General features: G+C 34.5%; 14 protein-coding genes and 1 other RNA gene. 2 read left to right on the forward strand and 13 right to left on the reverse strand.

Annotated features, from left to right (window positions below):
• Positions 1 to 16: 16 nt before the first annotated feature.
• An RNA gene (rnpB, locus tag BMY56_RS14950) (RNase P RNA component class A) lies at positions 17 to 339 on the reverse strand.
• A 109-nt stretch (positions 340 to 448) separates the two neighbouring features.
• On the opposite strand from rnpB, the gene BMY56_RS14955 reads away from it, so the two are divergent.
• Positions 449 to 2,269 carry a DNA polymerase III subunit gamma/tau gene (locus tag BMY56_RS14955; protein WP_091626008.1) on the forward strand — a complete coding sequence of 607 codons (1,821 nt, stop codon included), beginning with the start codon at positions 449 to 451 and terminating at the stop codon, positions 2,267 to 2,269.
• Here the strand turns inward: BMY56_RS14955 and BMY56_RS14960 are convergent.
• From BMY56_RS14960 to BMY56_RS14990, 7 genes are read right to left on the reverse strand one after another with little or no spacing between them, the layout of a single operon-like run.
• Entirely contained in the window at positions 2,264 to 2,611 is a 348-nt protein-coding gene (locus BMY56_RS14960; protein ID WP_091626011.1) for a transmembrane 220 family protein, read from the reverse strand. The two genes, BMY56_RS14955 and BMY56_RS14960, sit on opposite strands and share 6 nt — an antisense overlap.
• Before the next feature lie 6 nt (positions 2,612 to 2,617).
• Complete coding sequence (locus tag BMY56_RS14965) at positions 2,618 to 3,991, reverse strand: alkaline phosphatase family protein (protein WP_091626013.1); 1,374 nt, start codon at positions 3,989 to 3,991, stop codon at positions 2,618 to 2,620.
• A 1-nt stretch (position 3,992) separates the two neighbouring features.
• A complete protein-coding gene (gene eboE, locus BMY56_RS14970; protein ID WP_091626016.1) occupies positions 3,993 to 5,186 on the reverse strand; it encodes a metabolite traffic protein EboE in 1,194 nt (397 codons plus the stop codon).
• A gap of 5 nt (positions 5,187 to 5,191) precedes the next feature.
• Complete coding sequence (locus tag BMY56_RS14975; protein WP_091626019.1) at positions 5,192 to 6,352, reverse strand: 3-dehydroquinate synthase; 1,161 nt, start codon at positions 6,350 to 6,352, stop codon at positions 5,192 to 5,194.
• Between the two features lie 6 nt (positions 6,353 to 6,358).
• Entirely contained in the window at positions 6,359 to 7,258 is a 900-nt protein-coding gene (gene eboC, locus BMY56_RS14980; protein ID WP_091626021.1) for a UbiA-like protein EboC, read from the reverse strand.
• A 1-nt stretch (position 7,259) separates the two neighbouring features.
• The gene (locus BMY56_RS14985; protein WP_091626023.1) at positions 7,260 to 8,168 is read right to left on the reverse strand and encodes a TatD family hydrolase; all 909 of its coding nucleotides are present in this window, start codon (positions 8,166 to 8,168) and stop codon (positions 7,260 to 7,262) included.
• Positions 8,169 to 8,172: 4 nt separating this feature from the next.
• A complete protein-coding gene (locus tag BMY56_RS14990) occupies positions 8,173 to 9,021 on the reverse strand; it encodes an EboA domain-containing protein (protein WP_091626026.1) in 849 nt (282 codons plus the stop codon).
• 122 nt (positions 9,022 to 9,143) lie between these two features.
• Between BMY56_RS14990 and miaE the strand changes: the two genes are divergently transcribed.
• On the forward strand, positions 9,144 to 9,725 hold the full coding sequence (miaE, locus tag BMY56_RS14995; RefSeq protein ID WP_091626028.1) for a MiaE family protein: 582 nt from the start codon (positions 9,144 to 9,146) through the stop codon (positions 9,723 to 9,725).
• An 8-nt stretch (positions 9,726 to 9,733) separates the two neighbouring features.
• Here miaE and ppk1 read toward each other — a convergent pair whose 3' ends face one another.
• From ppk1 to BMY56_RS15020, 5 genes are all read right to left on the reverse strand, one after another.
• Positions 9,734 to 11,803 (reverse strand): polyphosphate kinase 1, encoded by a 2,070-nt coding sequence (gene ppk1, locus BMY56_RS15000; protein WP_091626030.1) that lies wholly within the window; start codon positions 11,801 to 11,803, stop codon positions 9,734 to 9,736.
• Positions 11,797 to 12,288, reverse strand: a complete 492-nt coding sequence (locus BMY56_RS15005; protein ID WP_091626033.1) for a SixA phosphatase family protein — start codon at positions 12,286 to 12,288, stop codon at positions 11,797 to 11,799. Before BMY56_RS15005 ends, ppk1 begins: the two co-directional genes overlap by 7 nt.
• Before the next feature lie 15 nt (positions 12,289 to 12,303).
• Entirely contained in the window at positions 12,304 to 12,951 is a 648-nt protein-coding gene (gene pdxH / locus BMY56_RS15010) for a pyridoxamine 5'-phosphate oxidase (protein ID WP_091626313.1), read from the reverse strand.
• A gap of 79 nt (positions 12,952 to 13,030) precedes the next feature.
• The gene (locus BMY56_RS15015) at positions 13,031 to 13,936 is read right to left on the reverse strand and encodes a ribonuclease Z (protein WP_091626036.1); all 906 of its coding nucleotides are present in this window, start codon (positions 13,934 to 13,936) and stop codon (positions 13,031 to 13,033) included.
• 46 nt (positions 13,937 to 13,982) lie between these two features.
• On the reverse strand, positions 13,983 to 14,315 hold the full coding sequence (locus BMY56_RS15020; RefSeq protein WP_091626039.1) for a ribonuclease Z: 333 nt from the start codon (positions 14,313 to 14,315) through the stop codon (positions 13,983 to 13,985).

The raw sequence follows: 14,315 nt of genomic DNA on the forward strand, positions 1-14,315 counted from the left end.
TTTCAAATCAAAATTATAAAAAAGCAGGCCATAAGCCGGATTCTGTATACTGAAAAAATTCAGAATTCCTTATCATTTATCTAGGCCAGGGGTTACCCCAAGGCTCTAACCGCCTACCCTTCGGCTTGAGCGTGCAGCCCTTAAACACCGATTTACATGACGTTTCACCGTATAGAGTTTACCTGATTTCACTACAGCCGAACTGTACTTGCTTTCTGTTGCACTTGTCCTCACTTTTCAGCGGACGGGCGTTACCCGCTATACTGCACTATGGTGTCCGGACTTTCCTCGTTTTCTACTCGAAGCTTCGAGAGAATCCGCGATAAGGTGGCCTGCTTTGCGCAAAAGTACTATAATTGTTGATAACTAAGGATGATCTCTATTCTTAATTCACTTTAGAATTCACTGCTATATTTATATTTGTAAAAGCTTAAAACGTAGTAGTATTTTGGAACCATTTATCGTATCGGCACGTAAGTATAGACCACAGACCTTTAAGGATGTTGTGGGACAACAAGCGATAACCAATACGCTACAAAATGCAATTGACCAAAATCATTTGGCACAAGCACTACTTTTCTGCGGCCCAAGAGGTGTTGGTAAAACTACTTGTGCCCGTATTTTGGCAAAACAGATAAATTCTGATGGTACCGAACGTGAAGATGAAGATTTTGCATTCAATATTTTTGAATTGGATGCCGCATCAAATAACTCTGTTGACGACATACGAAATCTTATAGATCAAGTACGTATACCACCACAAGTAGGTAAATACAAAGTTTACATAATAGATGAGGTACATATGCTATCTCAATCTGCATTTAACGCTTTTCTTAAAACATTAGAAGAACCACCTAAACATGCCATTTTTATTCTTGCTACTACAGAAAAGCATAAGATAATACCAACCATACTTTCTAGATGTCAAATATTTGATTTCAAGAGAATTACCGTTAAAGACGCTGCTGAATATCTAAAGTATATAGCAGAAAATCAAGGTATTAACGCTGAAGAAGATGCTTTACACATTATAGCCCAAAAGGCCGATGGAGCAATGCGAGATGCTTTATCTATTTTCGATAGAGTAGTTAGCTTTTCTGGTGCTGAACTTACACGAAAAGCAGTTACCGAAAATCTTAATGTTCTAGATTATGATACATATTTTGAAGCTACAGATTTAATACTGGAACATAATATTCCAAATTTGCTTTTGCTTTTCAATAAGACTTTATCGCTGGGGTTTGACGGACACCATTTCATATCTGGACTTGCCTCGCATTTTAGGGATTTAATGGTATGCCAACATCCAGACACTATAATTTTACTAGAAGTAGGTGAAGCGGCTCAACAATTATATAGAGACCAAAGTAAAAGAACGTCTCCTTCCTTTTTACTTCAAGGTCTGGAAATTGCTAATGACTGTGATTTAAAATACAAAACAAGTAAAAATCAACGCTTGTTAGTTGAACTAACTCTTATGAAACTTGCCTCTATCGATTTTGATGGAGAAAAAAAAAATCCTGAATCAGTAGCGCTTCATAATAAAACCATAGATTTTATTGCCCCCGCTTCCTTTTACAAGCAGTTACCGAAACCATTACAAAAAGAACCGGCAGCAAAAACTGCTATTCAGAGCCCTACACCTATTGAGAAAACGAGTTCAGAAATTTCTAAACCCGTCTCAACTCCAGTCATTGAATCTTCTGTAAATAAAACTAAGACTGAAGAAATTCCTCTGGTTGTAGAAAAAACAAAAGAAATCACCGAAGAACCTGCACAGAATAAAATTAAAATAAATTTACCCCATAAACGTGTTTCAGGTCTATCCATTTCAAGTCTTAATGCGAAAAAACAGCATGAGCTAAACAAAATCGAAGTTGTTATTGACGAAAACAACTTACCAAAAGACGCTTTCACACAAGAAGAATTACGTAAACATTGGGCCGAATTTGTTGAAAGCATAGACCAAAAAGGACAAAAAATTCTAGCTTCGAACTTAAATACCGACATTCCTAAGTTAAAAGAAGATTTTAAGATTCATATTGAGCTTCCTAACGGAACTATGAAAAAGGAAATTGAGCGCGAACAGTTTGAGCTTATGGAGTATTTACGCGCTAAACTGAACAATCATTTTATTCAATTAGATATTAGCGTAAATGAAGCAACTGCCAAAAAATTTGCTTTTACCCCCGAAGAAAAATATGAAAAACTTAGAGAGAAAAATCCAGTAATCGATTTGCTTAGAACAGAATTCGATTTAGATTTATAACTTTCTTTTTATACGAAAACCAAAGACGAGCATCACTATTGAAATTATCAATAGACCGAATGCTTCCCTGCCCAATTCCACTATTTCTATATCCCCATCATTTAAATCAAATCCTTGAAAGTCTGAAGGGTATAGATATAAAAACCCAATTAAAGCTAGAACTCCTAGCACTAAAGGAAGTATATATCCTATTTTGTTTAATGCAAACAAGAAAGAAATAGTAGCGGCAATTCCGTAGATAATAATCCAATATAAAGAATCTGGATCATTGTATTGCAAAGCCGCACCCACGGTAAAAAGAATGGCAAATAAGTACCCCAGTATCTTAAATAATAGATTCATTAGAATTTAGTTTAACAAGTGATCTTCAATAAGATCACGTACCTGAATAGCAGTAATCGTGTTCTCATTAATCGCATCTGTATAGTTGCTAATAAAAATAGGATAATCCTCCTTATCCTCTGTCAAACGACCATGCGAGCCTTTTATTAATGAGGCATCAATAGGAATTATATTCATCACTGTTCTAAAGCCAAGTTTCTTCTTCAACAGCTTACCAACCACCTTAGCCATCACTAATTTATCTTTTGGGTCAGTCAACATTTCAACAGGATCATAACCCGGTTTCTTATGTATGTCTACCATTCTAGCATAATCAGGCGCTTTGGCATCGTCTAACCAGAAATAATATGTGAACCAAGAATCTTTATCAGCCATCACCACAATATCACCACATCTCTCATGGTTAATATGGTGCTTTTTCAAGTCTTCACCAAAAAGTACTTTTTCCACACCTTCAATAGGTTTAAGCAACCTTACAAGTTTTTTAATAGTACCGGAATCTTTGCAATATATATGAGCGATTTGATGGTCTGCTACTGCAAAAGCATCACTTTCACCAGCATCTAAAAGCTCTAGACCACGTTCTTCCCGTATGGCGATATACCCTTCTTTTCGTAATATTCTATTCAGATGAATAGGCTTATTTACATTTGTAATTCCGTATTCAGAAAGCAGTATTATCCGAGCATCTAAAGCTTCATAATGGTTTACCAAACCTTTTACAACATTATCTATCTCTAACAGATCTTTAGAAATAATGGTAAAATCAAGACCATACCGTTGCAAATTATAATCTAAATGCGGTAAATAAATAAGCGTAAGATCCGGATTATGTTTTTTATCAGTCAAAAGTGCAGCATCTGCAATCCATTTTGAAGAATTTATGGTTGTTTTAGGACCCCAAAATTCAAATAATGGAAAAGTACCTAAGGCATCTTGCATTTCGTCTCGTAAATTGGCAGGATACGAATAGACATCAGGAATCTTTCTTCCATCGGCTAAATAGTTTGGTCTTGGGGTAATACTGTAATCAACATTAGAATACATATTGTACCACCAAAAATGATTTGCACACGTAAAATTCGGATGTTTCTCTTTTAAATCATCCCAAAGTTTTGGCTGTTGCACCAATTTGTTAGATTGCCGCCAAAATTTAACTTCGCATTCATCTTTAAAATACCACCCATTACCAACAATACCATGTTCTGAAGGCCACTTACCTGTTACATAAGTAGACTGAACAGCACATGTGACAGCTGGCAAAATAGGCTCTATATATGACGTTTTGCCTTTCTCTAAAAATGATTTTATAAACGGAGTATGCTCTCCTATTAATCGTTTGGTCAACCCCACAACATTAATAACAACTGTCTTTTTCATATTACAAGCGTGATTTTAACCATTCAATTTCGCGGATAATAGATACAGATAAATCTTGTTTTAAATCTGCTGGAAGCACATCCCACGTATATGTTTCAATCTCTAAGTGTTCAGAGACAGGATTTGATTTTATATACTTAATCGTTTTTAAAATATGGTCTTGGGTAGAAAATAAAGCCCCATACTTTTCTAAAAAAATGGGTACATGATAATGAGCGCGAAGTTCTTGACGAGCTGCCTTACCCTCTAAAACTATAGGTAAATCACTAAACGTTTTAACCACTCCGTTTATCTTTTCAGTAACCTGATGTAGATATGTTGGTTCATTAAATTTAGACAGCTCGTTCCATATAAGTTCATCATCTTTACCTTTGAATACAATCTTCAATGCTGCGCTAACTTGAATTTTACCTACTCGAATATTTTGCTCTTTAAACTTTACAAACGTATCATTAGGTTCTTCAAAGGCCAGTGAAAAATGGCAAATATCATAACAAACGGTTATATATTTTTTGATAAGTGCTTCAGCTTCTAAAGCACCCAAGCCCAATCTACTCTCAAAAAAATTAATTCCTAATGGCACTAAGTATTTTGAAAAAAAATGTAAAACCTCATCACTATTCTCTAAAAGCCCATCTGGTTCCGGTTCAATATCCAAATGCATGTATTTTCCGGTAGTATTCTCTAATTCAAACAAATGTTCAGCAACTTGAAGCATATGCTTTGCACCTACTTCAAATGCTTTTTTAACTTCCTCTTCTGTTTTATGCCAATGTTTATATGTTATAGGGGATGTTGAAATACCGCCATTTAATCCTTTTGGCAACAATTCTGAAAGTTGCTGAAATAAACGTTTGGTATATGTAAGCCTATCATTAGTAGTCCAATCTGGCGCATGCACCATATCTTTAACTCGTTCATCATGAAAATTTCCATAAGGAAATCCGTTCATGGTAAACACATAAAGATTATTATCTGCCAACCAGCATTTAAAATCGGACATATTTGAGCCTTGTTCCAATTCTTCGCTTGCTTTATTGGACAAGCGAAGACCAAGACCAAAAGACTGATTCGATGAGACCTCTTTTTTTATACCCGGAACGTGTTTTTGAATACTTTCGAACGTACTTTTCCAATCTTGACCAGGATGAATATTGGTACAATATGTTAAGTGTAACTTCTCTTTTAATTGCATCGACTTTAGTTTAACGCAAATTGATGATTCAACTTACCAATAGCCTCAGCCATAACCTTCATATCAATTGTATGTACGTCATGTTTGACTCCTAGTCCAGAAATAAGGGTAATTGTCAATTGACCACCCAAATGCTCTCTAAACTCCTCTATTCCATTCATTAAAGTCTCAATTTCACTACTAGTGTTTACAGGAAGCGAAAGATCAAAACCAATTTCAACCATTACATTTAATATATGATGCAAATCGCTTTCTGTAATTAAACCAATTAATTGAGCATAGGTTACATCAAGAGCAATACCTTTCGCTACCGCTTCACCATGTCTTAATTCATAATTAGTCATGAACTCCATTTTATGGGCTGCCCAATGGCCAAAATCTAAAGGTCTAGAAGAACCTGACTCGAAAGGGTCTCCACCTTGAGCGATATGGTGCATATGCATTTCCGCACACTTATAAATCACATATTGCATTGGCTCCATTTCCCTATTCTTCAAGGCACTGGCATGATTCGCTATATATTGAAAAAACTCTTCATCCTTTATCAAGGCTACTTTAATCGCTTCTGAAATACCAGAAATCCAATCGCGTTGCTCTAACGTTTCTAAGAAATCACTATCGTTAATTATAGCATATGGAGGAGCAAAAGTTCCTAAGAAATTCTTTTTCTTAAACGCATTAACACTATTCTTGACCCCAACTGCTGAATCATTTTGTGATAAAACCGTCGTTGGAATTCGTATTAACTTAACCCCTCTATGTGCAATAGCGGCAGCATAACCAACCATATCAATTACTGCACCACCACCAATGACCACAACAAATGAATGTCTACAAATTTTATTCTCATTTATGGCTTTCAAAACAGTTTCAATAGCCGTATCACTATTTTTAACTTGCTCACCGCCCTGAACTACTATAGTATCTGTATACTTTAAGTTATCCTTATTGCTATCACAATATGACTTTATTTGATGAATTAATTTCGGATGATGATTTTTTACACCATCATCTAAAACAAACAGTAGTTTTACTGGTTCGAATTCTTTATAGTCGGAAATTAATTTTGCGAATAGCGGATTCTCTAAAGCAAAAAGCCCAGAAGTAAAATACAATTGATAATCATATTGAACTTTAAATGATTGTTTTATAGGTTGTAATTGCATATAAATTTAGGTTACGGCAAATAATTTAGACAACAGTATAGATAAGGGTAATAACAAAAGTACTGCCAATGCTAAGTACCAACTAGAAAAGCCAGCTACCCAACACGCGTTCATAACCACAAGTGATAATACACCAGAAATAACAGCCTTCTTTATATTTTTCGGCGAATTATCTTTGTAGGCTTTAAACAAGGGTGAAAAAATTAAAAAGCCAAACAAAAGTAAAAATGGAGTTAACAATAAAATTTTATCTGTCTGTTGCATTACTATAAACGTAATTGTTGTGATAACTATTGCATATAAAACACTAGCCCAAACAATATGTTTTTTATTGTCACCATGTACTTCTCCCCTGCTAATTAATGTAATTGCAAAAATGTAGATTACAGGCACAAGTGCTATATACCAATTTGAAAGTTCTGAGACTATCGACATTCCTAAAAGAAGATTCAAACCCCTGCAGATGCCCATATTCAAAGGCCCCGAAAATGCGAATTGTTTAAAATAAGCGTCATAAGTCAAAATCGTTATAGTTAGTATAATGGAAATTATACCTGCTAACCAATTACAATTAAATGCCAAGCTAATTCCTAGCACCATCAAAATGATTCCAAAATATACCGCTTCACGTTTGGGAACCAAACCACTTGGTATAGCTCTTTCTGGACGTTCAATAGCATCCAACTCTGCATCAAAGACATCATTAAATACAACTCCGCCAGCGTATAAGGCTATTGATGAAAAAACCAATAATACTACACTAATCGAATTTTCCCTTAAAAAACTAATAACCTCAATATTCTCAAGAAAAAGAGTAATTGCAACGCCAGCCAAAATATCTGAAGCAGCAGTTGGCAAATTTGCGGGTCTTGCCAAACGAGCAAAACCCATTAACTTTTCTTTCATTTTAAGTAATTTGATCCTCGTCGATTCTTGGAGTCTGCCCTCTTAAAACACTATTATCATTAAATAGCTGTGATTGATTTATACTATCTGGCTGTAACCAATGCGCCTCTTTCATCTTACCATTCTTACTAAATGCATCTAAAGCGTTTTGGTAGCAAGTCTTTCTAACATCTTCCATAGAAATACCTCTTTTCAACATTAAAGAAGCAGTTTTAGGAACTGCCAATGGATCACTTACACCCCAGTCTGCAGAACTATCAACTATGATATTTGAGCTACCAAATTTTCTAACAACCTCTACCATACGTTCATTACCCATTTTTGTTTTAGGGTAAATTGTAAATGCTGCAATGAAACCACGATCAAGAACATCCTTTACGGTTTCTTCATTGTTATGATCAATAATTACATTAGCTGGATCTAAACCATGCTCCAAACAAACCTCCATGCTTTTAATCGTACCTGCTCTCTTATCGCGGTGCGGCGTGTGAACTTGTACGGTCATATCTAACGCTTTAGCCATTTCCAATTGTATTCTAAAGAACTTGTCTTCAGCTGGCGTTTGATCGTCATATCCTATCTCCCCAATGGCAACAACATTCTCTTTATGAACATACAAAGGCAATAATTCAATTACTTGTTCTGCAAGTGCTTCATTATTTGCCTCTTTTGAATTAAGACCGATTGTACAATAATGTTTAATGCCGAATTGACTAGCTCTAAATGGCTCCCAACCAACAAGGCTACTGTAATAATCTTGAAAAGAACCTACCTGGGTTCTAGGTTGGCCTAACCAAAAAGAAGGCTCTATAATAGCCACTACACCCGCAGCAGCCATTGCTTCATAATCATCTGTTGTTCTTGACGACATGTGTACATGCGGGTCAATAATCATCATTTTTTCATCCATACTATTATTGTTTAAGCGTATTCCAATTTATTTGCCCATCAGCAATCTTGTGTCGTAATTCTGGGAAGCTATTCAAAAGGGCATTTGCTTTTTCATTACCTGAGTGATAACAACACAATGCACCTGCTTTATTTTCAATTGAATCTTCACTAGTCAGTAGCCTATTCATATCCTTCAAAAGTTCTTCGTTAAGAAACTTTGATACGGGCCTCCAAAAAACAGGATCTATTTTTCTTGATGCCGCCCATCGTTCATGGGCATAATCTGAAATAATTCTCGTTAAGTCTGCATTGGCTCGTTCATCTACAGATTCTATTAGTGTAAGATTACGCTCCATAAATGCCGCCTTTAAATACATTTGATTCCACTGTTGATCATTAAAATATCTTGCAGGATAAGGATTATTTAACGATATGGCATCAAAAATAATTGCAATATTAGTACGTAGGGCTTCAACAGCAGTTTGCTTATATGCCTCAGGGTTAGGTAATAAAACTAAATATTTTAAAAAAGTTTCTAGCTCACCAGTATCGGCCACTTGAATAATATTGGCAACCTTAGGTGTATAGAATTCTTCATCTTGTCCAAGAATTTCGGACAAAAGATATATTCTTGCTACTTGAAGCAAATTTGCCCTATGAGCCTTGAAATAGATGGAACAATCATCAACTACATTTTCAAACGAAATAGGCTTCAAAGAATCAAATTTCATATTCAAGAGACTGTAGGTCATAAACAAATCTTTAGAAGATTTGTTTTCTGCCATCTTACTGATTTTATCTCTTAACCAAGCCACACTTTCTGGAGCTCCATATTTGAGTAGGATATTTTGAATTTGTTCTTGATTGTTCATTTTATGATCTAAGATTGACTTTACTTCAAAAATAATTATTATTAATTAGTTAGTTGTCAAAGCTGGTTGTTAATAATTGGTGAAGTCTATAAAATCTTTCTAATTTTGAATAAAAGATTATTATGTTAGGCTTAAAACTTCCTACTGACCCAAGATGGGTAAATATTGTAGAAAAGAATATTGATGAAATATTAACTGATCATGCGTATTGTGAGCAAAAAGCTGCAAGTACTGCAATATCACTAATTGTATCTTTTCCAGAATATACCGAATTAATAGAAGAAATGGTCGCTTTGTCTAGGGAAGAAATGGGCCACTTTAAAATGGTGCATGACCTTATTTTAAAAAGGGGTAATACCTTAGGTAGAGATAGGAAAGATGAATATGTAGTTGAACTATTGAAGTTCTTCCCAAAAGGAGGTAGCCGAACCACTCAACTAGTTCATAGGTTGTTATATGCCGCACTTATAGAAGCTCGTAGCTGTGAGCGTTTTAGACTTTTATCTGAAGAATTGGAAGATAAAAAATTAGCCGACTTCTATCATAAATTAATGATTAGTGAAGCCGGCCATTATACCATGTTTTTAAAATTCGCCCGTAAATATGGAGAACTAGAAGAAGTCAACGAAAAATGGAATAACCTGTTGGAATATGAAGCTAAAATCATGAAAGACCTTAGTAAAAAAGAGTCAATCCACGGGTAATAGCTAAGTTATTTTTTCTTTACATCTTTTGCATAATATTCATAAGTGGCAAATTGTGACCTTATTCTAGGCACAGTAGTTTTTCTGTAAGCATTATCTTGTTTTTCATTAAAAACACGAGCCTTCATATTATCTTTCCAGCATATTTCGAAGGTATCCATTAATTCTTTTTTAATATCCTCATCATAGATAGGACATCCTACTTCGACCCTATAATCTAAATTTCGAGTCATCCAATCTGCAGAGGATATATATATTTTAGGATTGCCCCCATTAGCGAACGCAAATAACCTAGTATGCTCCAAAAATTTGTCTACAATGCTTATCGCTTCAATGTTTTCGCTCATGCCCTTAATTCCTGGAACTAAGCAACATATCCCTCTTATGATCAACTGGATCTTCACCCCTGCTCTGCTCGCTTCATAAAGTTTATCAACCATCTTATACGATGTGAAACTGTTCATCTTTATCTTAATATAAGCTTCTTTCCCTAAAATGGCATTTGCTATCTCTACATCTATTAATTTCATAAATGCATTCTTGGTATAATGCGGTGAAACGATAAGATGTTTGTATTTATTTATTTTATATGTAGTTTCAAAAAAGTCGAACACCTTGTTCAACTCCTTTAAAATTGGATCATATGCTGTAAATAAAGTATAATCCGTATAAATTCTTGCTGTAGATTCATTGAAGTTGCCTGTGCTAATGAATCCGTAGCGTTTTATTTCATGACCTTCTTCTCTTTCTATCAAACAAATTTTACTGTGTACCTTAAGACCAGGTACACCAAAAATTAACTTAACACCTTCTGCTTGAAGTTGTTCTGCATACTCAATATTCGCCTGTTCATCAAACCGAGCTTGGAGCTCTATCTGTACGGTAACTTGTTTACCATTCTTAACCGCATTAATCAGTGATGCTGCCACTTGAGAATTACTTGCTAGTCTATATACCGTTATTTTGATGGTACGTACTTTAGGGTCAAGAGCTGCTTCTCGTAAAAACTTTAATATATAAGTGAAGGTATGGTAAGGGGTATATTGCATGTAATCTTTTTTTGCAATACTTTCTAATATACTACCTTCTACACTAAGACCTTTTACTGGTAAGGGGGTTATTTTATCATATAATAAATCTTTTCTGCCAAGACTAGGAAAGCCCATGTAATCTCTACGATTATGATACCTACCGCCAGGTATAACACTATCGGTATCTTCGATGTTCATTTTTTCCTTAAGAAAAGCCAAGGTATCTCTACCTATACTTTTATCATACACAAAACGAACTGGATCACCAATTTTTCGGTGCTCTACACTCGAAGATATCTTCTCGATAAAACTCTTACTTAAATCATTATCCATGTCAAGCTCTGCATCTCTTGTAATCTTGATCATATGAGCCGAAATCGATTCATACTCGAACATAGTAAAAATGTTATCTAAACAATATCTTATTAAATCATCTAGAATGATTATAAAACTTTTATCACCTTCATCTGGCAACACTACAAAACGATCAATACCTTTAGGAATTTCAATTAATGCATATCGTTTTTCCTTTTTGCTATGGTCACTTTTAATAACCATTTTAACTGCTAAATAGGCTGCGGTATCTTTTAAGGTTGGAAAACGAGTAAGCTCATTTAGGATTATTGTCATTAGCTGCGGACTTACCTCATTTAAGAAATAATCTTTCGCAAATTCTTTCTGACTATCGTTTAATTCAGTTTCCTTTAAAATAAAAATATTCTTGCCCTCTAGTTCATGCTCTATTTTCTTAAGAATAGCTAAACTCTTTGTTTGTTGCTCAATTACAATATTTGTGATTTCCTCTAGTAAATCTTTAGCTTTCTCTCCACCTAAAACACTCTTACCATTTCGACCGGCTTCAACAATACGTTTTACAGTAGCATATCGAACTTTAAAGAATTCATCTAAATTATTAGAGAAAATCCCTAAAAAACGAAGTCTTTCAATTAACGGTACGTTCTTATCAGCGCTTTCTTGCAATACGCGTTCGTTGAACCAAAGCCAACTAATTTCTCTATTTACGTACTGGTTATTATTTTTTACCATGCTTTTAATTCCTTTGGAAAAATGGTTAGTATTGTTGAGCCCTGTGTAATACTGGACCATGAATTTTCTTTAAACTGTAATTGCACGAAACCACTAGTAGGTACATTGTCAATATGCTTGTTTCCTAATGCGTTCGCAATATATGTGAAAGCATGATTATGCCCAAAAATGAGGGCATTATCTAAAGAATCATCTAAGCTCTTTATAAAATCGACAACCTTATCGCCTGAAAAATCATATAAATCTGAATCCACAGAAAAGCGTTTCAATGGATAGTTTAATGTCCTTAAAAAAATCATACTCGTATGAAATGCTCTATTTGCAGGACTTGAAAATACATAATCTATTTTCAAATTTTTACTAGCAAATTCGGTAGCTACTAATTGGGCATCAGTAATGCCTCTCTGCAACAAAGCTCTATCTTGATCACTAACATTTAGTTCCCAAGAGGATTTACCATGGCGCATTAAAAATAAATTCTTCATATAGACTTTATAAAATTAAGGTGCCAAACGCTCCATTTTCCAATCAAAATCATCTGTTAACGTATACCGTATTCGATCATGCAACCTATTAGGTCTTCCTTGCCAAAACTCTATAGACACGGGTCTAACAAGGTAACCACCCCAATGATTTGGTCGTTCTATCTCCTTACCTCTATATTCCTTCTCTAGCTGAGCTAGTTTAGATTCTAATACTGTTCTACTCTCAATTACAGAACTTTGGTCAGACACCAATGCTCCCAATTTGCTACCGTCTGGGCGTGATTCGAAATAGCCATCAGAAAGGTTTTTGGCTAATTTCTCTGCTGTACCTTTTATAATAATTTGTCGCTCTAAATTCGACCAAAAAAAGGAAATACATATTTTAGGATTTTCTGCAATTGCCAAACCCTTCTCACTATTATAATTTGTATAAAAAATAAAACCTTCGTGAGTATATTTTTTAAGAAGTACCACTCTACTTTTCGGAAAACCATCTAGACCCACTGTGGAAACTGTCATAGCATTAGGTTCATCAACACTATCCGACTTTTCAACTTCATAAAACCAAGTTTGAAAGAGCTGTAGAGGATTGTCAGAAATACTATCTTCCATCAAAGCACTTTTCTCGTACGATTTTCTATAATTACTTAAATCTTTCTGCATCATTTTCACGTTAAAAACAAGATAAACAAAGTTCTAAAAAGAAAGGAAAATATGTTCCATTAAATCAGATTAAAAAGCACTAAAAATCAAATGCACGACCATCGTCAGCAAGCAAAACGTTAGAAAAAATAGTGGTGGCTTCTTCCTTGAAAAGCTCAATAGATTTATAGCGAGTAGAATAATGCCCTAACACTAAGGTTTTTACATTTGCAGCTTTAGCTGTTTTAGCAGCTTGTAATGCAGTAGAATGTTTTGTTTTCGTAGCCAATTCTGATTCTGATTCTAAAAAAGTAGATTCATGATAAAGAACATCTACTCCTTTTAATTGTTCTGATAAATTGGTGTCATATACCGTATCACTACAAAATGCATATGATTTTGGTTTAGGAGGATCAAAAGTCAATTCTTTGTTCCGTATCGTTTCACCGTTATCTAAAGTAATATCCTTTCCATTTTTAATATTCTGATAATAGGCTTTATCAATTCCGTAGTTCTGAGCAGCATCAATATTCAGTTTTCTTTTACCCTCTTTCTCCTTGAACAAAAAACCATTTGTATAAATTCGATGATTTAAAGGAATAGTAGTTACAGAAATTTTTTTGTCCTCAAATACTAGTTCTGGTTCTTTACTTATTAGTTCATGAAATAATAAAGGATAATTGGTCCAAGAATCTCCTAATTTCAAAAGAAGGGTTATCACTTCTTTAATTCCTTTTGGCCCGTAAACATGTAATTCTTTTTCCCGCCCTAACAAGCGCATGGTTGATATTAACCCTGGTAGTCCGAAAAAATGATCTCCGTGAAGGTGGGAAATAAAAATATAATTTATTCTTGAAAATTTTACTTTACGCCTTCGCAACTCTACTTGAGTACCTTCACCACAATCGATAAGAATAATATGATTATTAATTTCTAATACTTGGGCCGTTGGGTTAGTTAAGGTTCTTGGAGTTGCCGCGTAACAGCCTAGTATGGTAAGGCGCATAAATCAGTATGATAATAAATTCTATTAAATATTTAAGCTAGTTATATTACAATCCTAAATCACGTTCTATTTCTTCCATTTCAACAATATCTCTTGCTTCTTGTATAGAAGGAACTATATTAATTTCATCTGGAACATCGTCATATGAAACTTTGTCGGAAACTATAACAAATGATTTCCCGTTTTTTTTATGCCTTTTAGCTAATTCTAAGAACGAAATAACATTATATGGAGACAGTTTTGAAAAGCCTAATAAATCTAAGACCAAATTATCATTCTTCAATTTAGCATACTCCTTTTCTAAATTTTCCAAAAACAATTCAATAGAAATTTTCTCCTGAGAGATTACAATCAACGATTCTTCTGTATTAAAAATCAT

Origin of the sequence: Maribacter orientalis, from assembly GCF_900109345.1 — a bacterium.
Classification (GTDB): domain Bacteria; phylum Bacteroidota; class Bacteroidia; order Flavobacteriales; family Flavobacteriaceae; genus Maribacter; species Maribacter orientalis.